Below are 19,875 nucleotides of genomic sequence, written 5' to 3' on the forward strand. Positions count from 1 at the left end.
GTCGCGCATGCCCGCCTGCAGGCGTGAGCCTGGCCAACGTTCGCCGGTCCGGACCGGAGGCTCTGCGAAAACTATGGAACGCAGCGGTTCCGATCCGGTTGTAACGCCCGAGGGGTCTACCGGACGGCAGATGCGGCCAGCGCGTGCGGCCCGCGTCCGATCCGTCCTGCCAAGACGCGGGACCGTGACACCATGACCTTCGCATCGCCGACCATCGGAACCGCCGGGCCGGACCGCGTCCGGGCGCTCATCCGAGGCGCTCCCCGGGCCTGAGCGCGTCGCACCCTGCCGCCTTCGGGCGCAGCCCCGCGCCCGCGTCCGCCCGATTCCACGGTCGGTGCCGCCACGCGTCCGGCGGGCTCGAACCCCGCGATTTCCTGACCCCATCCCCTGACCGGAGACCCGCCATGCGGACCCTGACGCTCGCCCTGCTTCTCGGAGCCTTCAGCCTCGCCACGCCCCTCGCCGCCCAGGACCTGACGAGTCCCGGTCAGACGCCGCGCCCGACCCTGCTCATGCACGGGCATTATTGCGGCCCCGGCAACGACGGCATGGATGTGGCTCCGATCGACGCGCTGGATGCCGCGTGCCGCAGGCACGATGCCTGCACGCCCGACGGAGGCCTGCCCTCCTGCGGCTGCAACCGCGCCCTCAAGCGCGATGCCGGCCGCGTGGCGGCGAGCCCGCGCGAGCCGCAGGACCTGCGCGCCGTCGCCGGTCTCGTGGCGGGCGCGACCGACCTGATGCTCTGCAGCGACGACGTCGCCGGGCTGCGGCCCTGAGGCCGGACGCGCTCCGCGCCGGGGCGCGGAGCGCGGACCGGGCCGCTAGCGGCCGTCGATGCGCTCGCCGAGCAGCGCGATGGCGCGCTGGTAGACGGAGGCGGCGTTCCAGCCCTGGATGGCGGCGAAGTTCGGCTCGCCCGGCTGGTAGCCGGCGCCCGCGCGCCAGCCATGGCCCTTCAGGAAGTTCGCGGTGGAGTTGAGGGCGTTGGCCGAGCTGTCGAGGCTGCCGCCGACGCCGTAGTTCAGGACGTTCTTGGGCAGGAACTGGGTGTGGCCGACCTCGCCGTGGGCCGCGCCCCGGGTGCTCGCGGTCAGGACGCCGCGATCCACCAGGGTGAGGGCGGCGTAGAGCTGGTCGGTGAAGTAGGCCGAGCGGCGGCAATCGTAGGCCAGCGTCGCGACCGCCGAGAGCGTGTTCACGTTGCCCTTCACCGCGCCGAAGCCCGTCTCCATGCCCCAGATCGCCAGAAGCGGACCCGGCGGCACGCCGTAGCGCTGCTCGATCGAGTCGAACAGGGCGGCGTTCTGGGCCTTGAGGGCGCGGCCGCGGGACACGATGGTGTTGCCGCCGCGCTTGGCCAGGAACTGGTCCAGCGAGAGCTTGAAGCTCTTCTGGCCGCGATCGGCCGAGATCGTCGCCGTCGAGTAGGACGTGCCCATCAGGGCGGCGAGGCTCGCGGCGCTGGCCCGGCCGCGCGCCTCCTCGGCGAATTCCCGCTTCCAGGCTTCGAAGCCGGCCGCGCTGTTGCCGCATTGCGCCGCGTTCGCCCCGCCCGTCGCACAGACGAGCGCCGCGAAGGCCGCCGCGAGCCACGGCGTCCGATACCCACGTCCGATCATGTCAAAACTCCCTGGCCGTGCGGCGCCGCCCCGGGGCCGCACGGATCGATGGTGACCCCTTGCGCGGAGCAAGGCGGCAAACGCGACCGTGAGTCGAGCCACATTGCGGCAATTTTGCTTGCGAACCAGGCCACGGACATCACTTCCCCGCGTTTGGTTACGCAGAGATGTCCGAATGCAGCGCCGCGCCGTCGCGTCGACCTCGCCGCCGGGACGGTCCGGACCCTGCAGTTCAGCCCTAGACGAACGTCGAACTGTCCCGGGCCGCATCGATCATGTTCCGCATCAAGACACGCCGTCCTGGCCCGAACCGGCGCCCGCCCCTGGCGCTGGTGCTCGTTTCCTGCGCGACGGCCCTACTTCTGTGGTGGCCGATCTTGGCGCTCAGCGAGACGGCGGTCTGGTTCTGGTGAGGCCGCCGCGCCGTCAGGGGTCGTCGGCGCGGACGCGCAGATAGGCGCCGAGCAGGTAGCCGCTTTGCAGGGCACTGAGATGGGCGAGCAGCACGAGGCCGCCGATGCCGGAGGCGTCGCCCCGGGCGATCCAGACCACGACCGACAGGACGACCACGAGACCGGACAATCCGACGGCCGTCATGACCCGGCTGCAGAAGCCGATCGCGATCCCGCCCACGACCAGTAGCAGCGCGATCAGCATCGGCCGCCTCGCGGGCGATCACGCCGGTTCCGGCAACGCATAACGATCCTCCCTCGCCCGATCGTGGACGCGCAGCGCCGGCTTCGCAACGGCCGGTGGATGCCGCGGCCAGGCCGGCGCGTCCCGATCACGCGGCGGTCCGCGGGGAGCGAGGCGTCGCCAGGGACCGCTTCCGCCCTCCGATCGGCGACGCTAGGCTCCCGACGGAACGAGGAGAGGAGACGACCCGCATGTGGTGCCGCCAGCGACGCTCCGGGGTTTTGCGCGGGCCTGCCGCCGCGATCTCTCTCATGGCCGCCCTGTTCCTGCTTCCGGAGGCGGGCCGTACCGCGTCGGCCGAGACCGCGGCCCCCGCCGCGGGTGCCGCATCCGGGGGCGAGGCGCAACCCCGCGCCTTCGGGCTGTGCACCGGGGCGATCGCCGCCGAAGCGGAGGCGCGTGGCGTTCCTGCGCGGGTGGCGGACGGCTTGCGCGCCCTCTCCCCCGATTCCGAGGTGGCCGCCGCGCCGCAGGCCCAGGCGGAATTCGTGACGCCGATCTGGTCCTACCTCGATGCCAACCTCACCGAGGCGCGGATCGCCGAAGGCCGGCGCAAGCTGGCGGAATGGTCCGCGACCTTCGATGCCATCGAGGCCCGATACGGCGTCGACCGCTTCGTCCTGGCGGCCTTCTGGGGGGTCGAATCGACCTACGGCAGCGTGCTCGAGGATCCCGGGATCGTCCGTCCCGTCCTGCGCGCTCTGGCGACGCTGGCCTGCACCGAGACGGCGCGGGCGCCCTATTGGCGCGCGGAGCTGATCGCCGCCCTGGAAATCCAGGCCCAGGACAAGGCGCCCCCCGGGCCGCTCACGGGATCCTGGGCCGGGGCCATGGGCCACACCCAGTTCATGCCGACCGTCTACCAGGCCTATGCGGTGGATTTCGACGGGGACGGCCGGCGCGACATCTGGACCTCGGTGCCGGACGCCCTCGCCTCCACGGCCAACTACCTCGTGGCGATGGGCTGGCGCTCCGGCGCGCGCTGGGGCAGCGAGGCCCGGCTGCCGGAGGGGTTCGACCTCGCCCTGGCCGACGAGACCACGGAGCGCAGCCTCGCGGATTGGCGCGACCTCGGCGTGATCCCGGTCCAGCCGCTGACGGAGGCGGGCGGCCCGGCGACGCTGGTTCTGCCGGCGGGCGCGCGCGGGCCGGCCTTCCTGCTCCAGCCCAACTTCCGGGTCATCCTGCGCTACAACACCGCCCTCGCCTACGCGCTCAGCGTGGCGCACCTGTCCGACCGCCTGCGCGGCGAGCCGGGCTTCATCCGGGACTGGCCGCGCGACGCGGTGATGCCCAGTACCGGCGACGTCCGGGCGCTGCAGCTGCGCCTCGCCGAGCGCGGGTTTCCGGCCGGCGGCGCCGACGGCAAGATCGGCCCCCGGACGCGGGCGGCGATCCGTGCCTACCAGGCCGCCAACGGCCTGCCCCCCGACGGTTACGCGGATGCCCCGTTGCGGGAGCGGATCCTGGCCTCCCCGTGATCCGGACCGGATTTAGCGGTGGTCCTGCCGGAGGGGCCGCGATAGAGCAGCCCCGGGAACCGAGGCCGCGCGGCGGCGAGACGGAAGGGCATGAGAGGGAATGAGTCGATCCGCGGCCATGCCCGTTGCGCCCGAGCGAACGCCACCGAGGACCATCGTCACCTACTGGGAAGGGCCGGTGACCTGGCTCGAACGGCTCAGCGCCGCCTCGATCGTCGCGGCCGGACACCCGCTCCACATCTACGCGCACGATGTCGCCGCCCTGCGCGCGCAGGGGCTGCCCGGCTCGGTGATCGATGCCCGCGAGGGGATCGGCCCCAACGTCATGGCGGATCTCTACCGCAGCCGCGGAGTCCTCGCCTTCTACGCCGACTACCTGCGCCTCAGCCTGATCCGCGACGGCAAGGGCATCTGGTCGGACCTCGACTGCGTCTTCCAGCGCCCCCTCGAGACGCCCGCCGGCGCAGCCGAGTACCTGTTCGGCTGGCTCAACGCGAGCCGCCTCAACAACGCGATCCTGTCGGCACCCCCGGAGTCCGAGCTCGTCACCCGCTACTGGGACGCGATCTCGACGGTGCCGATCCGGGCGCCCTGGGCGACCGCACACATCCGGGTCAAGCGCCGCCTCGAACTGCTGGTCGGCAAGAGCATCCCGTTCCACCCGGAGCGCCTGGCGATCGGCCCGCGCGCCCTCACCTACTTCGTGCGCAAGCTCCGCCTGGAGGGCCATGCCCGGGCGCGGGCGGTGTTCTATCCCCTCGGCGACGACGACGCCCACCTCCTGACCGAGGCGGACGACCGGGCGGCGCGCACGCTCATCGGGCCCGAGACGGTTTCGGTGCATGCCTGGCGCGGCAAGCTCTGGTCGATCGGCCGGGACGCTCCCCCGCCGCCCACCTCCTGGCTCGGCCAGCAGGCCCGGAGCCTCGGCCTCTGACCGGTCGGACACGCGATCCCTGGAGATGTCGATGCGTCGGGTCCTGTTCATCTGCGCGACGCCGGTGGCCTTCGGCCTCGACACGCCGCCCGCGATCGGCCTCGGCGGGATCGAGAGCACGAACATCGCCCTCTCCCGCGCCCTGGCCCGACGGGGCTGGGCGGTGACCCTGGCCACCCGCCGGAGCGGGACGGTGGAGCGGGACGGCGTCCGCAACATCCCCCTCGGCGAGGCGGCGGCCTGCGAGGCCGACGCGGTGGTCACCAGCAACGACCCCCGCCCGCTCCGCGCCCATCCGGGCCGGCGCGGCATCGTCTGGGTCCACAATCCGCTGAACGTCGAGAAGTCCGTGCGGAAGGGCTACCTCCTGCCCTTCCTGTCCCTGCGGCCGGAGGCCGTCTTCGTCGGCACCCTCGCGGCGCGGAACATGTCGCCGCTCTATCCCTTCCGGCGCCGCCACGTCGTCCCGCACGGCGTCTCGCCCGTCTTCCTGACGCCCGAGCCGACGCGGGGCCGGAGCCGGGACTTCGTCTACGCCTCCCAGCCCCAGCGCGGCCTCGACCGGATGCTGCGGCTCTGGCGCAGCGCCGCGCCCCTGATCGCCTCGGGCGCGAAGCTCCACGTCTTCGGATCCGAACAGCCCGACTCGCCCGACGATCGCGGACCGGTGGTGTTCCACCCCCGCCGTGGGGCCGCCGCCCTGGCGGCGTTCTACGGCACCGCGCGCGCCATGGTCTGCCCCGGTTCCCCCGACGAGACCTTCTGCCTCGCGGCGGCGGAGGCCCAGGCCATGGGGCTGCCGGTGGTGACCGCCGGCATCGGCGCCCTCGCCGAGCGGGTGCAGCACGGCGTGAACGGCTGGATCGCCGGGACGGATGCGGCCTTCGCCGAGGCCGTCGTGAGCCTCGCCACCCAGGACGACCTCTGGTCGGAGCTCAGCGCCGGCGCGCTCCTCCAGCGCCGGGCCCTGACCTGGGAGCGGGCGGCGATCCTGTGGGAGGCGGTCCTCCGGGGGGCGTCCCAGGAGGGGGTCCGACGCGCGCCGGCCGGGTGACAGATCCGGGTCGGCGACACGCCTCCGCCCAGGCGCGACTGGACGCCTCCCCGCCGGGCGCGAATACTGTGTGCAAGATCGGATCAGAAAGATCTGATCGGCAACAGCCGATCATCAAGAGACGGTCGCCAAGGCCGGGCGACATCGGGAGGAAAGCATGAGGCTTCGGCTTGGTCTGGCCGCGCTCGCGGTCGCGTGGTCGGGTGTGGCGTGTGCGGATCCGCTGACCTTCCAGGTCGATCCGGCCTGGCCGAAACCGCTGCCCCATCAGTGGATCATGGGTCAGGCTTCGGGCGTCGCCGTGGACGCGCAGGACAACATCTGGGTGGTGCAGCGCCCGCGCACCCTCACCGATGACGAGAAGGCCGCAAGCCTCTCGCCGCCCCGCACCAAGTGCTGCCGCCCCGCGCCCCCCGTACTGGTGTTCGACCAGGCCGGCACCCTGATCCGCAGCTGGGGCGGCCCCGGCGAGGGCTACGACTGGCCGCAGAACGAGCACGGCATCCACATCGACCACAAGGGCTTCGTCTGGCTTGCCGGGAACGGCGACACGGACGGGCAGATCCTGAAATTCACCACCGAGGGCCGGTTCGTCCTGCAGATCGGCAAGCAGGGCCCGCAGACCAACAGCCTCGACACCTCGCGGCTCGGCAAGCCGGCCGCGATGCAGGTCGATCCCGAGACCAACGAGCTCTACGTCGCCGACGGCTACTTCAACCATCGGATCATCGTATTCGATGCCGAGACCGGCGCGTTCAAGCGGATGTGGGGCGCCTACGGCAAGCCGCCCACGGACGAGACCCTGCCGGCCTACGACCCGGTCGCGGCTCCGGCCCAGCAGTTCCGCAATCCCGTCCACTGCGTGCAGATCGCCCGCGACGGCCTGGTCTACGTCTGCGACCGCACCAACGACCGGGTCCAGGTCTTCCGCCGCGACGGCACCTTCGTGAAGGAGTTCTTCGTCGAGGCGAACACCCGCGCCAACGGCTCCGTCTGGGAGCTGGCGCTCTGGCCCGACGCCGAGCAGAGCTACCTCCTGAACGCGGACGGGGCCAACAACGAGGTCCGGACGCTCAGCCGCGAGACCGGCGAGGTGCTCGGCGCCTTCGGCCGCAACGGCCGGATGGCGGGCGACTTCCACTGGGTCCACAACCTTGCGGTGGACAGCCACGGCAACGTCTTTACCACCGAGGTCGACACCGGCAAGCGCGCCCTGAAGTTCCTGTTCCGCGGTGACCTGATCCTGCGCAAGCGCGCCGCCCTGCCCTGACCCCTCGAACCCGATGCGTTCGATCCCTCGGGGTGGCGGATTCCGGCTTCGCTCGAGCGTCGCGCGGGCTTGCCGATCCGGCCTCCGCTCTGATCGAGCAAAGCCCGTATCCGCCCCTGGTTCCGCCGGACCCGGCCGCCACCGTCGCCCGAAGGCGTTCGGCCGGCGGGCTCCGGGTGCGGCGCCCGGCATCACCCGATGCCGCATCGGCATTGGCTTCGGGGCCCTGGATCGGGTTCAGTCCCGCACCGCGTTTCCCGTTTGAACCCAGTCCCGCCGGAGCCCGAGAGCCGATCGATGCAGGCCCGCACCCTCTACGACAAGCTGGTGGACGCCCACACCGTGCGCCGTCTGGACGACGCCGAAGGCCCCGGGGCCAGCGTCCTGCTCTACGTCGACCGCACGGTGCTCAACGAGTACACCAGCCCGCAGGCCTTCAGCGGCCTGCGGGCCGCCGGGCGCCGGGTCTGGCGGCCGGACGCCGCCCTGGCGGTGGTCGATCACGTCAATCCCACGGCGGCGGAGCGCGTCGCCGCCATGCCCGATCCCGGCGGGGCGCGGCAGGTCGCGTATTTCGACGAGAACTGCCGGGATTTCGGGATCGAGCTCCTCGACGTGCTGCACCCGCTCCAGGGCATCGAGCACGTGGTCGCCCCCGAGCAGGGCTTCGTCCTGCCGGGCATGATCGTAGCGGCGGGCGACAGCCACACCACCACCTACGGGGCGTTGGGCGCCCTCGGCTTCGGCATCGGCACCTCGGACATCGAGCACTACCTCGCCACCCAGACCCTGGTGTACCGCCGGATGAAGACCCTGCGGGTCACGGTCTCGGGCACCCTGGCGCCGGGCGTCACCGCCAAGGACGTGGTCATGGCCCTGATCCGCCGCATCGGCGCCGACGGGGCGACGGGCTACGCCGTCGAGTTCGCCGGCCCCACCGTGGAGGCCCTGTCCGTCGAGGGCCGCATGACGATCTGCAACATGGCCGTCGAGTGCGGCGCCCGCGGCGTCGTCATGGCCCCCGACCGGACCGTGCTGGACTACCTGTCGGACAAGCCCCGCGCGCCGAAGGGCGCCCTCTGGGAGGCCGCCGCGGCCCATTGGCCGAGCTTGCGCAGCGACGACGGGGCCGTGTTCGACCGCGAGGTCGCCCTCGACGCCGCCGCGATCGAGCCGATGGTGACCTGGGGGACCAGCCCGGACCAGGCGGGCCCGGTCAACGGCCGCGTGCCCGATCCGGCGGCCGAGCCCGATCCGGCCCGTCGCCGGGACATGGTCCGGGCACTGTCCTACATGGACCTCGTCCCGGGCACGCCCCTCGAGGCCATCCCGATCCAGCGCGCCTTCATCGGCTCCTGCACCAACGCCCGGCTCTCCGACCTGCGCGAGGCCGCCGCCCTCGTGCGCGGCCGGCGGGTCGCGCACGGCGTCCAGGCCATGGTGGTGCCCGGCTCCTCCAGCGTGCGCCGGGCGGCCGAGGCGGAGGGGCTCGACCGGGTCTTCCGCGATGCCGGCTTCGAGTGGCGCCAATCCGGCTGCTCGATGTGCCTGGCCATGAACGACGACGTGCTGGCGCCGGGCGAGCGCTGCGCCTCCAGCACCAACCGCAACTTCGAGGGCCGTCAGGGTGTGGGCGCGCGCACCCACCTGATGAGCCCCGCCATGGTGGCGGCCGCGGCCATTGCCGGCCACCTCACCGACAGCCGCCGCTTCGCGCCGGAAAACCGCCTCGCGCCGGAGACCTGACCATGCAGCCGTTCACGATCGTCGCGGGCCCGGCCGCCGGCCTGCCCGGGGCCAACATCGACACCGACGTCATCATGCCCAAGCAGTTCCTCAAGGGGATCGACCGCGCGGGCTTGGGGGCGGCCACCTTCCACGACCTGCGCTATGCCGGCCCCGGCCAGCCGCGCCCGGACTTCGTCCTCAACCGGCCCGCATGGCAGGGGGCCTGCATCCTGGTGGTCGGCCCGAATTTCGGCTGCGGCTCGTCGCGCGAGCACGCGGTCTGGGGCCTGCTCCAGGGCGGCATCCGCGCGGTCATCGGCACCAGCTTCGCCGGCATCTTTGCCGACAACGCCGCCAATAACGGCCTGCTGCTGATCGAGCTGGCGCCCGGACCCGTCGCGGAACTGTCGGCCCGGGCCGCAGACCCCGCCCGGAACCATATGACGATCGACCTGCCCGCCCAGACCATCACCACCGCGGACGGCGCGGTGCAGGGCTTCGCCATCCCGGCCCGGCGCAAGGATCACCTCGTCCGGGGCCTCGACGCGATCGGGGCCACCCTCGACCACGCGGAGGCGATCCGGGCGTTCCAGGCCCGGCACCTCGCGGCCCAGCCCTGGCTCGCCTGAGCCGGGCTCGGGGCTGCCGGCGGCTCAGTACACCCGCGTGACCCACCCGTGGGGATCGGGGGCGTTGCCGCGCTGGATGTCCACGAGGGCCGAGCGCAGGCGCTTCGTCACCGGGCCGGCGACGTTGTCCGAGACCGAGAATTCCCCGTCCGCGCTGCGCACGGTCCCGACCGGGGTGATGACCGCGGCGGTGCCGCAGGCGAAGACCTCGCGCAGCCGTCCGCTGGCGGCGTCCGCCTTCCAGTCGTCGATGGAATAGGGCCGTTCGGCGACCGTGATGCCGTCGGCCTTCGCCAGGGTCAGGATCGAGTCGCGGGTGATGCCCGACAGGATGGTGTCGCTCAGGGGCGGGGTGACCATCGAGCCGTCGTCGAAGACGAAGAAGATGTTCATGCCGCCGAGTTCCTCGACCCAGCGGCGCTCGACCGCGTCGAGGAACACCACCTGGGCGCAGCCATGCTCCACCGCTGCCGCCTGGGCGCGCAGGCTGGCCGCGTAATTGCCGCCGCACTTGGCCGCACCGGTGCCGCCGGGGGCGGCGCGGGTCTGGTCCCGTGAGACCCAGACCGTCACGGTCTCGGAGCCGCCCTTGAAGTAGGCGCCCACCGCCGAGGCGATGACGAGGTAGAGGTATTCCGAGGACGGCTTGACCCCGAGGAACACCTCGCTGGCGATCATGAAGGGGCGCAGGTACAGGCTGCCGCCCTCGCTCGACGGGATCCAGTCGCGGTCGGCGCTGACCAGTTGCTTGACGGACTCGACGAAGACGGCGTCGGGCAGCGGCGGCATCGCCAGGCGCTCGGCCGAACGGCGGAAGCGCAGGGCGTTGGCCTCTGGCCGGAACAGGGCGGCGCCGCCGTCGGCGGTGCGGTAGGCCTTCAGCCCCTCGAAGATCTCCTGGGCGTAGTGCAGCACCGCCGCCGCCGGATCGAGGGCGATCGGCGCGCGCGCCTCGACGCGGGCATCGTGCCAGCCCCGCCCCTCGACGTAGCGGATCGTCACCATGTGGTCGGTGAACACCCGCCCGAAGCCGGGATCGACGAGGAGCTCGGCCCGGCGCTCCGGCGAGACGGGCGAGGCGTGCGGCTGCGTGGTGAAGGAGAGGTCGTCGGGGGCGCTCATCGTCAGTCCTTACTTACGTCTCGTCGGATCAATCAAGGGCCGGTGCGGCGCGGGCCGCCGGGCGCATCCGGACGACGAGACGTGGGCTGGTGCCCTGATACGACGATGTCCGCTTGCGATCAAACGGATTGCATCCTAATAATGCGCAAACGAAAAGAGAACCGGATCGTCCACCGGTCGGTGTCACAGGAGCTTCACGCGTGCCGCCCCGAAAACCGTCCGCGGATCCGGCGCCGGTCGATGTGCCGCCCGACCGCCGCCTGGACCAGCTCCGCCTCGCCTACACGCACACCCTGCTCCTGACGGGGCGGCACTGGCGCCGCGCCGCCAACGCCGTGATGGAGGCGCACGGCCTCTCGGACGCCACCGCCGTGCCGCTGATCATGATCGCCCGTCTCGACGGCGCTCCGCGTCAGAACGCCCTCGCGGAGGCCGTCGGCATCGAGGGCCCGTCGCTGGTCCGTCTCCTCGACCAGCTCTGCGAGGCCGGCCTCGCGCTCCGCCGCGAGGACCCCACCGACCGTCGGGCCAAGGTGCTCAGCCTGACGCCCGCCGGCATGGCCGTGGTCGCCCGCATGGAGGCCGACCTCGCCCGCCTGCGCGCCACGGTCTTCGCCGAGGTCGGCACCGCCGATCTCGAGGCGAGCCTGCGCGTCTTCGCGGCTCTGCAGGCCTGCGCGCCCCGCTGAAGGCCGCGCAACCGGCGTAGGCGTTCGTTCCGCGCCCGGGCTGCTGCCGAACGCCGCGTCCCCGATGACTTGAACGCGCGACGCCGCGCGCTCTTTCGGGCCTATGTCGATCACATCATCCGACCGCCCGGTCTTATATTGCCTTCATTACCTCGGCGGCAGTGCCGGGACTTTCGAGACGGTCGCGCAACACCTCGCGGATGCCGTGACCTGCGTCGCCCTCGACCTGCCGGGCTTCGGCGAGGACGGTGCCGACGCCGGCCGGGACGTCGCCGCGATGGCGGAGGGCGTGGCTGCCCGGATTCGCGCCGACGCGCCAGAACGGTGGATGCTGGCCGGCAACAGCATGGGCGCCAAGGTCGCCCTCGCGGTCGCCCGGCAGGCGGAGGACGGCGCGCCCGGCCTCGAAGGCCTGACCGGCCTCGTGCTCATGGCGGGTTCGCCACCCTCCCCCGAGCCCATGGGCGAGGACAAGCGCGCCGCCATGATCGCCTGGATCGGTGCCGATTCCGAGACCCGGCAGCGGGAGGCCGAGGCCTTCGTCGCCGCGAACATCGCCCGGCCCTTCGACCCTGACCGGATGGCGCGGACGGTGGCGGATGTGCTGCGTGCCAGCCCCGATGCCTGGACGCTCTGGCTCACCGCGGGCAGCCGCGAGGACTGGTGCGCGCGCATCGGCGTGCTGCGCAGCCCGGCGATCCTCCTGGCGGGGGCGGAGGATGCCGCTCTCGGCCCCGCCGCCCAGGCCGCGCTGATGGCGCCGCACCTCGCCCATCATCGTCTCGTGTCTCTCGCAGGGACCGGGCACCTCATCCCCCTGGAGCGCCCTGAGGCGGTGGCCGAAGCGGTGCGGAGCCTCGCGGCCGGAGCGGTCTCGAACGAAGCCGAGGCGCCCGCGATCCCGGATTCCTACGCGGCCCTGATCCGGTCCGACCGGGTGAATTCCCGCTTGCGCGCGGCCCTGCTGCAGCGCGCCGAGCCCGACGATCCGGCCTATCAGCCCCGGGCCCTCGATCCGGTCGTCCTCGCCATCCTGCGGGCCGCCTGCGCCCGGGTGCTTCCGCTGGACGGCGCCGGGACCATCGATTTTGCCGCCCGCATCGACGCGCGGCTGGCGAGCGGGGCGGGGGATGGCTGGCGCTTCGCCCGGCTTCCCCCCGACCCGGAAGCCTACCGGCGTGCCCTTCGCACCCTAGACGCTGCCGCCCGCGCCGCCCACGACGCGCCCTTCGTCGCCCTCGGGGCCGAGGCGCAGGACGCGATGCTCGGAAGCCTGGAATCCGGTGCGGTCTCCGGTGATCTCGATGCGGAGCAGATGGGCTTCTGGTTCGAGGACCTGCGCGCGGACGTGGCCCGCACCTATCTTGCCCACCCTGTCGCCCTCGCCCGCATGAACTTCGGCGGCATCGGCGCCGGCGGCGATACCGCCCCCCTGCCCGGCTTCCACGCGGGCGGCATCGGCCAGCGCGAGGCCTGGGAACCGAACGCCCCCCTGGAGACTGCCCGATGAACCTCGATGCGATGCGTCGCTTTGCTACCTCCGAGACCGTCGACGCGGTGGTGATCGGCACCGGCGCCGGCGGCGCGCCCCTGCTGGCGCGCCTCGCTCAGGCAGGCCTGTCCTGCGTCGCCCTGGAAGCCGGACCCAACTTCGATCCGAAGGGATTCGCCTTCGACGAGACCCTGGCCGACGAGATCTACTGGACCGAGGAGCGGATCAGCGGCGGCTCGACGCCCGAGGCCTTCGGCGGCAACAACAGCGGCACCGGTGTCGGCGGTTCCACCTTGCACTGGGGCGCCTTCACGCCCCGGGCCGATGCCCGCGACCTGCGCCTCCACACCGAGACCGGCGAGGGCGTCGACTGGCCCCTCGACTACGCCGAGCTGCTGCCCTTCTACGCGCGCGTCGAGGCCTTCATCGGCGTGTCCGGCCCGGCCTCGTATCCCTGGGACGACGCGCGCACCTACCCGCTCGGCCCCGTCGCCCGCAACGCCCCGGCCCAGGCCATGGCCAGCGCCTGTGCGGCGCTCGGCGTGCGCTACGCCGATGCGCCGGCGGCCGTGGTCTCGCGCGCCTTCGCGCAGGAGCACGGCCCGACCCGGCCCGGCTGCATCAATTGCGGCTACTGCCATCAGGGCTGCCGCACCGGCGCCAAGACCAGCATGGACGTCACCTATCTGCCGCTCGCCGTCCATCACGGCGCCGAGATCCGGGCCGAGGCCCGGGTCCACGGCATCGAGCGCGCGAAGGACGGCCGGGTGACGGCGGTGATCTATCGCCAGGGCGGCATCGACCATCGTCAGCCCTGCCGCACCGTCTTCCTCTGCGCCGGCTCGGTGGAATCCGCGCGTCTCCTGCTGCATCTCGACCTCGCCAACGGCAGCGGCCAGGTCGGGCGCAACTACATGGGCCACGTCGCCACCCAGGTCTGGGGCACCTTCGAGCCCGAGATGCGCATGAACAAGGGCTACCCGTCCTCGCTCATCACCGAGGACATGATCCGCCCGGCCGATGCGGACTTCGCCGGCGGCTACCTCGTCCAGAGCCTCGGCGTGGTGCCCCTCACCTTCGCCAATTCCCTGGCGCGGGGCCGCAAGCTCTGGGGGCGGGCGCTGGCCGACCAACTGGCCCGCTACAACCACATGGCCGGGATCGGCATCAACGGCGAGACCCTGCCCTGCGACGCCAACGTCCTGACGCTGTCCGACGAGGTCGACGCTCTGGGCATGCGCAAGGCCGCGATCAGCTTCGGCTACAGCCGGAACGAGGAGCGCCTCAACGCTCACGCGACCCGCTTCCTGAATCAGGTCTGGGAGGCGGCCGGGGCCACGGATCTCTGGACCCTGGAGCGCGTCGCCCACACCATCGGCACCTGCCGCATGGGCCGCGACGGCGACACGGCGGTGGTCGACCCCGTCGGCCGCAGCTTCGAGGTCCCGAACCTCTGGATCTGCGACGGCTCGACTTTCCCGAGTTCGCTCGCCGCCAACCCGGCGCTGACGATCATGGCGCTGAGCCTACGCAGCGCCGAGGCCTTCCTCAAGGCCGGACGCTAAGCCCGTCCGATCCGGCCTCGGCCGCGGTGGCTCGAAGCCACCGCCTCGGCCACCCGGGCATGGTCCCTCAATACATCGGCGTCCCGCCCGTGACCGGCACCAGCGCACCGGTCATGTAGCTGCCCTCCCGCGAGGCGAGGAGCACGTAGGCGGGGGCGAGTTCGGCCGGCTGGCCGGCGCGGCCGAGGGGCGTGTCGGCGCCGAGGGAGGCGATCTGCTCGGGGCTCTTCACGATGGGTTGGATCGGGGTCCAGACCGGGCCCGGGGCGACGCAGTTCACCCGGATGCCCTTCGGCGCCAGCAGGTTGGACAGGCCGATGGTCAGGCTCGCGATGGCGCCCTTGGTGGCGGCGTAGACCAGCATGGTCTTGTCGGCGATCTTGGCCTGCTGGCTCGTGGAGTTCACGATGGCCGAGCCCGGCTTCATGTGCGGCACGGCCGCCTGGGCGAGGTAGAGCATCGCGAAGACGTTGGCGCGGAACGACCCCTCGAGATCCTCCGGCGTCACGTCGTCGAGGTCCTCGTTGACCACCTGCGCGGCGGCGTTGTTCACGAGGATGTCGAGCCCGCCGAGTTCGGACACGGTGCGGGCGACGAGGTCGCGGCAATAGGTCGGGTCGCGCAGGTCGCCGGGAAGGAGCAGGACGCGCCGGCCCGCCTTGCGCACCCATTCGGCGGTGTCCTCGGCATCGGACTGCTCGACCGGCAGGTACGCGATCGCCACGTCGGCGCCCTCGCGGGCATACGCGATGGCCACGGCCCGGCCGATCCCGGAATCGCCGCCGGTCACCAGGGCGACGCGGTCGATGAGGAGTCCCTTGCCGACGTAGCTCGTCTCGCCGTGGTCGGGGGCCGGACGCATCCGCGAGGTCAGGCCCGGCCGTTCCTGTTGCTGGTCGCCGGGAAAGGGCGGCCGCGGGCCGGCGTCGCGGGGATCGATGGTCATCGGCGTCTGAGGCCTTCCGGGGCTGTCTTCAACAAAAGGGGGCCCACCGGGCGGCGGGCCCCGGGACGATCAGGCGTCCGCGTCGTCGGCCTCGAGAATGGTCTCGAGGTCGCCCGTGAGGGCATCGAGCTGGTCGGGCGTCGCGCGGATCTTGAAGGTGGTTCCGTCCTCGGCCTCGACCGCGATCTCCACGTGATCGTCGACGCGTGCGGCCATGGCCTGCTTCAGGATGTAGGTCGTCACGTCCGGATTGGTCGTGTCCGTGGTCTTGTTCGTGGTCTTGGCCATGCTGCCGTCTCCTGATGGGCTCCCCGGCAACGCGGCAGGGCCCGGGTCGGATCTGCGACCAAAGCTCCCGCCGGGCGCCGCAGCCTTCTACAGGCTCAGGCCCGACAGGGTGGCGGCGGCCTGGATCAGGGCCAGATGGGTCAGCCCCTGCGGCAGGTTGCCGAGATAGGTGCCGCTGGCCGGGTCGGCCATCTCCGAGTAGGTGCCGGAATTCCGGTCGAGGGCCTTCACCAGCGCCTCGAACGCGGCTTGCGCTTCCGCCGTCTCCCCGAGCAGGGCCCTGGCCTCCACGAGCCAGAAGGTGCAGGCGAGGAAGCAGCCCTCCTCCGCCTCGGCGCCGGTGTAGCGGTAGTGATAGGGGCCGCGTCCGAGCTCCCGGTCGATGGCCCGGCAGGTGGCCGCGAGGCGCTCGGGGTTGCCGAAGCGGAAGCGAACGGCCAGCGTCAGGGAGGCATCGAGCTTCTCCGTGCCGGGATACATGACGTAGGATTGCTTGGCCTCCGACCAGCAGTTCCGGTCGATCCAGTCCGCGACGCGGTCGCGGGCCCGGGCCCAGCGCTCGCGGCAGGTGCCCGGTAGGTGGCCGCCATCGGCGAGTTCCACCGCCCGGGCCAGCGCCTGCCAGCAGCTGATCTTGGAGCCGGTGTAGTGCTCGGCCTCCGGCAACTCCCAGATGCCCGCATCCTTGAGCTTCCAGGATTCGGCGCATTGGTCGGCGAGCTGGGCGAGCAGCGTCCCGGTGCGCAGGTCGAGCATGTTGCCGTCGGCCACGAAGCGCTCGGCGGTCTCGAAGATGTCGCCGTAGATGCCGTGCTGGTGCTGGCCCGTGGCGGCGTTGCCGGTGCGCACGGGGCGCGAGCCGCGATAGCCCGGCAGGTCGATGTCCCGCTCGCCGGGCACGCAGCCGCCGTCGAGGGTGTAGAGCACCTGCGCCCCGTGCTCGCCGATGTGCCGCATCAGCCAGGACAGGGCCGCGTTGGCCTCGGCCTGGGCACCCAGGCGCAGGAAGGCCTTGATGACGTAGCCGGCATCGCGGATCCAGGCGTAGCGGTAATCGTAGTTCTTGGAGCCGCCGATGCCCTCGGGCAGGGAACTCGTGGCCGCCGCCGCGATGGCGCCGGTGGGCGAGTAGAGCAGCAGCTTCAGCGCGAGGGCGCTGCGCTCGACCTGCTCGGCATAGCGGCCCCGATAGGCGAGACGCTCGGTCCAGTCCCGCCATTCCTGGCACGAGACGTCGATGCGCCCGTCGATCTCGTCGATCGGCGCCACCACCAGGGGCTGGTTCTCGGCGGCCACGATGGCGACGACCTCGCGCTGACCCGCCCGCACCTCGACGGAGCCCGAGATGACGTGGTCGTTCTCCGTCTCGATCCGGATGCCGTCGCTGGTGCGGAACAGGCCCATCATGCCGGCCACGTGGAAGGCGGTGCCGTTGCTGTTGCCCGAGAGATAGGGGGCGGCCGTGTCGCCCCGCGTGCCGAAGACCAGGGCCACCCGGAAGCGCACGTGCCCCTCCAGACCCTCGATCCGGCGCGCGAGTTCCGCCCAAGGCAGGCGCCCGGCGGGGCCGCTGTTCAGGCTCTCGGTGAGGCGCGCGCGTCCGGTCTTCGTGGTGAAGACGGTCTCGTGGACGTTGCTGCCGTCGCGGTAGCCGATCTCGGCGGTGAAGGGCTCCTCCGGCGTGATCGCGAAGTAGCCACCCTCCTCCGGGCTGAGCATGCGGTCGAACAGCGGCGGCGAGTCGAGATTGGGACAGCACCACCAGTCGATGGAGCCGTCGGCCCCCGAGAGTGCCACCGAGCGGCCCTCGCCGATCGCCGCGTAGCCCTCGATCGGGAGAAATCCGTCGGTGCGGCCGACGGCACCGCCCTTGCGGGGGAAAGGCTTCAGCACGGTGCGGGCGACCTCGGGTGGTGAGCGGACGATACCGGCCGGGGCCGGGCGTGGCGCCACGGGCCGTCCGCGCACGTCGCGCGTGTCCGAACCGAGCCGACCGGGATCCTCCGCGGGGGTCTCCTCGAACCCGCGCGGCGGGCGGCCGTTCCGGTCCCGGCTTGCTTCATGTTGACACGGCGGCCCGCGGGGCAGGGCGCTCGTGGCCGTGAGGCCCCATCGCCGTGCCCTTCCGCACGGCCAGAATGAACGCTCATTGACCAGTGAATGAACATTCAATACGACGACGGTGTCGGTTGGAGGATGCGATGCAGCGGACGCACGAGGATTTCCCGTTCGAGGCGCTGGTGCGGAAGGCGCGGGCGCTCCTCGCGCCCGAGCACCTGCTGCTCGGGGCCGTGCTGGTGCTCGGCTGGGCCGCGCTCATCGCCTGGACCGGCAACGGCCCGGTCGGCTGGCAGGGCCGCCTCTGCGCCGATGCTGACGCCTCGGTCGCCGCCTGCCGGGTGGTCGCGCCGTCGGCGGACGGACGGGTCTCCTGACCATGGCCTCGCCGGTCGGCACCCTCATCGACGCCCGCGCCAGCCAGGCCCCGCGCCGGGAACAGATCCTCGACGCCGCCTGCGCCTGTTTCGTGCGCAACGGGTTCCACCGCACCACGATGCAGGACCTCGCCCGCGAGGCCGGCATGACGGCGGGCAACTTCTACCACTACTTCCGCTCCAAGGAGGCGCTGGTCCTGGGCCTCGTGGAGCGGGAACGGATCAGCGGCGCCCAGCTGGTGACGCGCCTCCAGCAGGAGGGCGACCGGCGCGGCGCGTTGTTCGGCGTGCTCGGCCAGTATTTCGGCGCCCTGACCCGGGAGGCGGCGGTGCTGCGCCTGGAGATCTGGTCCGAGGGCACCCGCAACCCGGCCATCGCGGCGCTCACGGCGGAGACCGAGGCGGAGGCCCGGGCCTGGTTCGAGGAGACCTTCGCCGACCTCGCCACCGCTCCGGATTGCGATCCCGTCGCCCTCTACGCCCTGCTGGCGCCCCAGTTGAAGGGGATCGTCCTGAGCCGGGCCATCCTTCCCGATTTCGACACGGGTCTCGCCGTGGCGCAGCTCCAGGCCCTGATTGAGGCCGGACTCGCCGGCCGCGCCCCCCTCCCCGCCGTGGAACCCCGCCCATGACCGCCGCCCGCCTCGGCCTCGCCCTGCTCGCCCTGGCGCTGCCGGCCTCCGCAGCTCTCGCCGGCCCGGCCAAGCCGCCGGCAGGCTCCACCCAGCCGCCGGCAGGCTCCACCCAGCCGCCGGCCGGCGCGGCCCAGCCGGTCAAGGCCGGCCTCGTGCCGACGATCAGCGTGGTCGAAGCCAGGCGGCGCGAGATCGTCGAGTCGGTGGTCGTCACCGGCACCCTGGTCCCGCGCGACGAAATCCTGGTGACGCCCGAGATCGAGGGCTACCGGGTCACCGAGGTGCTGGTGGAGGAAGGTGCCCGGGTGGCCCGGGGGCAGGTGCTCGCCCGTCTCTCGCGCGACCTCATCGACCGTCAGCTCGCCCAGCAGGCGGCCCTGGTGGAGAAGGCCGAGGCCGCCGTGCCCCAGGCCCAGAGCAGCATCGAGCAGGCGGAGGCCGCCGAGACCGAGGCGCGCCTCGCCTTCGAGCGGGTGCAGCAGCTCCTGAAGACCGGCAACGCCACCGCGGCCGTGATGGAGGGCCGCACCGCCAGCCTGCGCCAGGCCGAGGGCAAGCTCGCCTTCGCCCGCAACGGCCTGCGCATCGCCCGGGCCGACCTCGCCCAGGCCCGGGCCGTGCTGGAGGAACTGAACCTGCGCCTGGCCCGCACGGAGATCCGCGCGCCGGAGGCCGGCATCGTCAGTCGCCGCACCGCCCGGGTGGGCCTGGCCGCCTCCGCCTCGGCCGAGCCCCTGTTCCGCCTGATCGCCCGGGGCGAGATCGAACTCGAGGGCGAGGTCATCGAGACCAAGCTGCCGCAGCTGCGCGAGAACGCCCCGGCCTGGATCGACCTCGGCGACGGTGTCCGCCTGTCGGGCAGCGTGCGGACCATCTACCCGGAGGTCGACCGGGCGACCCGCCTCGGCAAGGTCCGCGTTCGCCTGGAGCCGGATCCGCGCCTGCGCATCGGCACCTTCGCGCGGGGCGCCGTCGAGCTCGCCCGGACCCGCGGCGTGACCGTGCCGCAGGCCTCCGTGCTCTACGGCGGGGGCAAGCGCAGCTCCGTCCTCGTGGTCGCCGACGACGTGGTCGAGGCCCGCGAGGTCCGCACCGGCCTGTCCGACGACGACGACATCGAGATCCGCGCCGGACTCGCCGACGGCGAGCGCGTGGTGGCCCGCGCCGGCAGCTTCCTGCGCGACGGCGACCGGGTCCGCCCGGTGGCGCTGGCCGTGCCGGAGCCGGCCGTGGCCGCCGCCCCCTCCCCGCGCGAGACCGCCGAGGCCGGGACGCCCTGACCG

Annotated in this window: 19 protein-coding genes; 13 read left to right on the top strand and 6 right to left on the bottom strand. The window is 72.5% G+C overall.

Annotated elements, in window-relative coordinates:
* Positions 1-407 precede the first annotated feature (407 nt).
* Positions 408-782: a hypothetical protein gene (locus ASF18_RS02200; protein WP_056348980.1), complete on the top strand. Its 375-nt coding sequence runs from the start codon at positions 408-410 to the stop codon at positions 780-782.
* Between the two features lie 45 nt (positions 783-827).
* Here ASF18_RS02200 and ASF18_RS02205 read toward each other — a convergent pair whose 3' ends face one another.
* Positions 828-1,625 carry a lytic transglycosylase domain-containing protein gene (locus tag ASF18_RS02205; RefSeq protein ID WP_056348982.1) on the bottom strand — a complete coding sequence of 266 codons (798 nt, stop codon included), beginning with the start codon at positions 1,623-1,625 and terminating at the stop codon, positions 828-830.
* Positions 1,626-2,051: 426 nt separating this feature from the next.
* The gene (locus ASF18_RS02210) at positions 2,052-2,282 is read right to left on the bottom strand and encodes a hypothetical protein (RefSeq protein WP_056215483.1); all 231 of its coding nucleotides are present in this window, start codon (positions 2,280-2,282) and stop codon (positions 2,052-2,054) included.
* 290 nt (positions 2,283-2,572) lie between these two features.
* On the opposite strand from ASF18_RS02210, the gene ASF18_RS02215 reads away from it, so the two are divergent.
* From ASF18_RS02215 to leuD, 6 genes are all read left to right on the top strand, one after another.
* Positions 2,573-3,802 (top strand): lytic murein transglycosylase, encoded by a 1,230-nt coding sequence (locus ASF18_RS02215; protein ID WP_056348985.1) that lies wholly within the window; start codon positions 2,573-2,575, stop codon positions 3,800-3,802.
* Between the two features lie 118 nt (positions 3,803-3,920).
* Positions 3,921-4,739 carry a hypothetical protein gene (locus tag ASF18_RS02220; protein WP_056348988.1) on the top strand — a complete coding sequence of 273 codons (819 nt, stop codon included), beginning with the start codon at positions 3,921-3,923 and terminating at the stop codon, positions 4,737-4,739.
* Positions 4,740-4,770: 31 nt separating this feature from the next.
* Positions 4,771-5,793, top strand: coding sequence for a glycosyltransferase family 4 protein (locus ASF18_RS02225; protein ID WP_210166750.1), 1,023 nt, complete (start codon positions 4,771-4,773; stop codon positions 5,791-5,793).
* 157 nt (positions 5,794-5,950) lie between these two features.
* Complete coding sequence (locus tag ASF18_RS02230) at positions 5,951-7,063, top strand: hypothetical protein (protein WP_056348993.1); 1,113 nt, start codon at positions 5,951-5,953, stop codon at positions 7,061-7,063.
* Between the two features lie 297 nt (positions 7,064-7,360).
* A complete protein-coding gene (gene leuC / locus ASF18_RS02235; protein WP_056348997.1) occupies positions 7,361-8,809 on the top strand; it encodes a 3-isopropylmalate dehydratase large subunit in 1,449 nt (482 codons plus the stop codon).
* 2 nt (positions 8,810-8,811) lie between these two features.
* Complete coding sequence (gene leuD, locus ASF18_RS02240) at positions 8,812-9,420, top strand: 3-isopropylmalate dehydratase small subunit (protein ID WP_056215506.1); 609 nt, start codon at positions 8,812-8,814, stop codon at positions 9,418-9,420.
* A gap of 24 nt (positions 9,421-9,444) precedes the next feature.
* Here leuD and ASF18_RS02245 read toward each other — a convergent pair whose 3' ends face one another.
* The gene (locus ASF18_RS02245) at positions 9,445-10,542 is read right to left on the bottom strand and encodes a branched-chain amino acid aminotransferase (protein ID WP_056270149.1); all 1,098 of its coding nucleotides are present in this window, start codon (positions 10,540-10,542) and stop codon (positions 9,445-9,447) included.
* Positions 10,543-10,802: 260 nt separating this feature from the next.
* Between ASF18_RS02245 and ASF18_RS02250 the strand changes: the two genes are divergently transcribed.
* From ASF18_RS02250 to ASF18_RS02260, 3 genes are all read left to right on the top strand, one after another.
* Positions 10,803-11,231, top strand: coding sequence for a MarR family transcriptional regulator (locus tag ASF18_RS02250; protein ID WP_056349327.1), 429 nt, complete (start codon positions 10,803-10,805; stop codon positions 11,229-11,231).
* Between the two features lie 103 nt (positions 11,232-11,334).
* Entirely contained in the window at positions 11,335-12,741 is a 1,407-nt protein-coding gene (locus ASF18_RS02255; RefSeq protein ID WP_056349001.1) for an alpha/beta fold hydrolase, read from the top strand.
* Positions 12,738-14,288: a GMC family oxidoreductase gene (locus tag ASF18_RS02260; RefSeq protein ID WP_056349003.1), complete on the top strand. Its 1,551-nt coding sequence runs from the start codon at positions 12,738-12,740 to the stop codon at positions 14,286-14,288. Before ASF18_RS02255 ends, ASF18_RS02260 begins: the two co-directional genes overlap by 4 nt.
* A gap of 67 nt (positions 14,289-14,355) precedes the next feature.
* Here ASF18_RS02260 and ASF18_RS02265 read toward each other — a convergent pair whose 3' ends face one another.
* The 3 genes from ASF18_RS02265 to ASF18_RS02275 all read right to left on the bottom strand — a co-directional run bounded on the left by ASF18_RS02265 (position 14,356) and on the right by ASF18_RS02275 (position 17,490).
* Positions 14,356-15,234 carry an SDR family oxidoreductase gene (locus tag ASF18_RS02265; protein WP_056349007.1) on the bottom strand — a complete coding sequence of 293 codons (879 nt, stop codon included), beginning with the start codon at positions 15,232-15,234 and terminating at the stop codon, positions 14,356-14,358.
* 69 nt (positions 15,235-15,303) lie between these two features.
* Positions 15,304-15,522: a hypothetical protein gene (locus ASF18_RS02270; protein WP_056270138.1), complete on the bottom strand. Its 219-nt coding sequence runs from the start codon at positions 15,520-15,522 to the stop codon at positions 15,304-15,306.
* 87 nt (positions 15,523-15,609) lie between these two features.
* Positions 15,610-17,490: a glycoside hydrolase family 15 protein gene (locus ASF18_RS02275; RefSeq protein WP_244472535.1), complete on the bottom strand. Its 1,881-nt coding sequence runs from the start codon at positions 17,488-17,490 to the stop codon at positions 15,610-15,612.
* Between the two features lie 233 nt (positions 17,491-17,723).
* On the opposite strand from ASF18_RS02275, the gene ASF18_RS02280 reads away from it, so the two are divergent.
* Genes ASF18_RS02280 through ASF18_RS02290 form a run of 3 tightly spaced genes read left to right on the top strand, consistent with a single transcriptional unit; the run spans position 17,724 to position 19,872 of the window.
* Entirely contained in the window at positions 17,724-17,957 is a 234-nt protein-coding gene (locus tag ASF18_RS02280; RefSeq protein ID WP_056349013.1) for a hypothetical protein, read from the top strand.
* A 2-nt stretch (positions 17,958-17,959) separates the two neighbouring features.
* The gene (locus ASF18_RS02285) at positions 17,960-18,589 is read left to right on the top strand and encodes a TetR/AcrR family transcriptional regulator (RefSeq protein WP_056349016.1); all 630 of its coding nucleotides are present in this window, start codon (positions 17,960-17,962) and stop codon (positions 18,587-18,589) included.
* Entirely contained in the window at positions 18,586-19,872 is a 1,287-nt protein-coding gene (locus ASF18_RS02290) for an efflux RND transporter periplasmic adaptor subunit (protein WP_082486955.1), read from the top strand. Before ASF18_RS02285 ends, ASF18_RS02290 begins: the two co-directional genes overlap by 4 nt.
* The last annotated feature ends 3 nt before the right edge of the window (positions 19,873-19,875 follow it).

Origin of the sequence: Methylobacterium sp. Leaf89 (assembly GCF_001422215.1) — a bacterium.
Classification (GTDB): Bacteria; Pseudomonadota; Alphaproteobacteria; order Rhizobiales; family Beijerinckiaceae; genus Methylobacterium.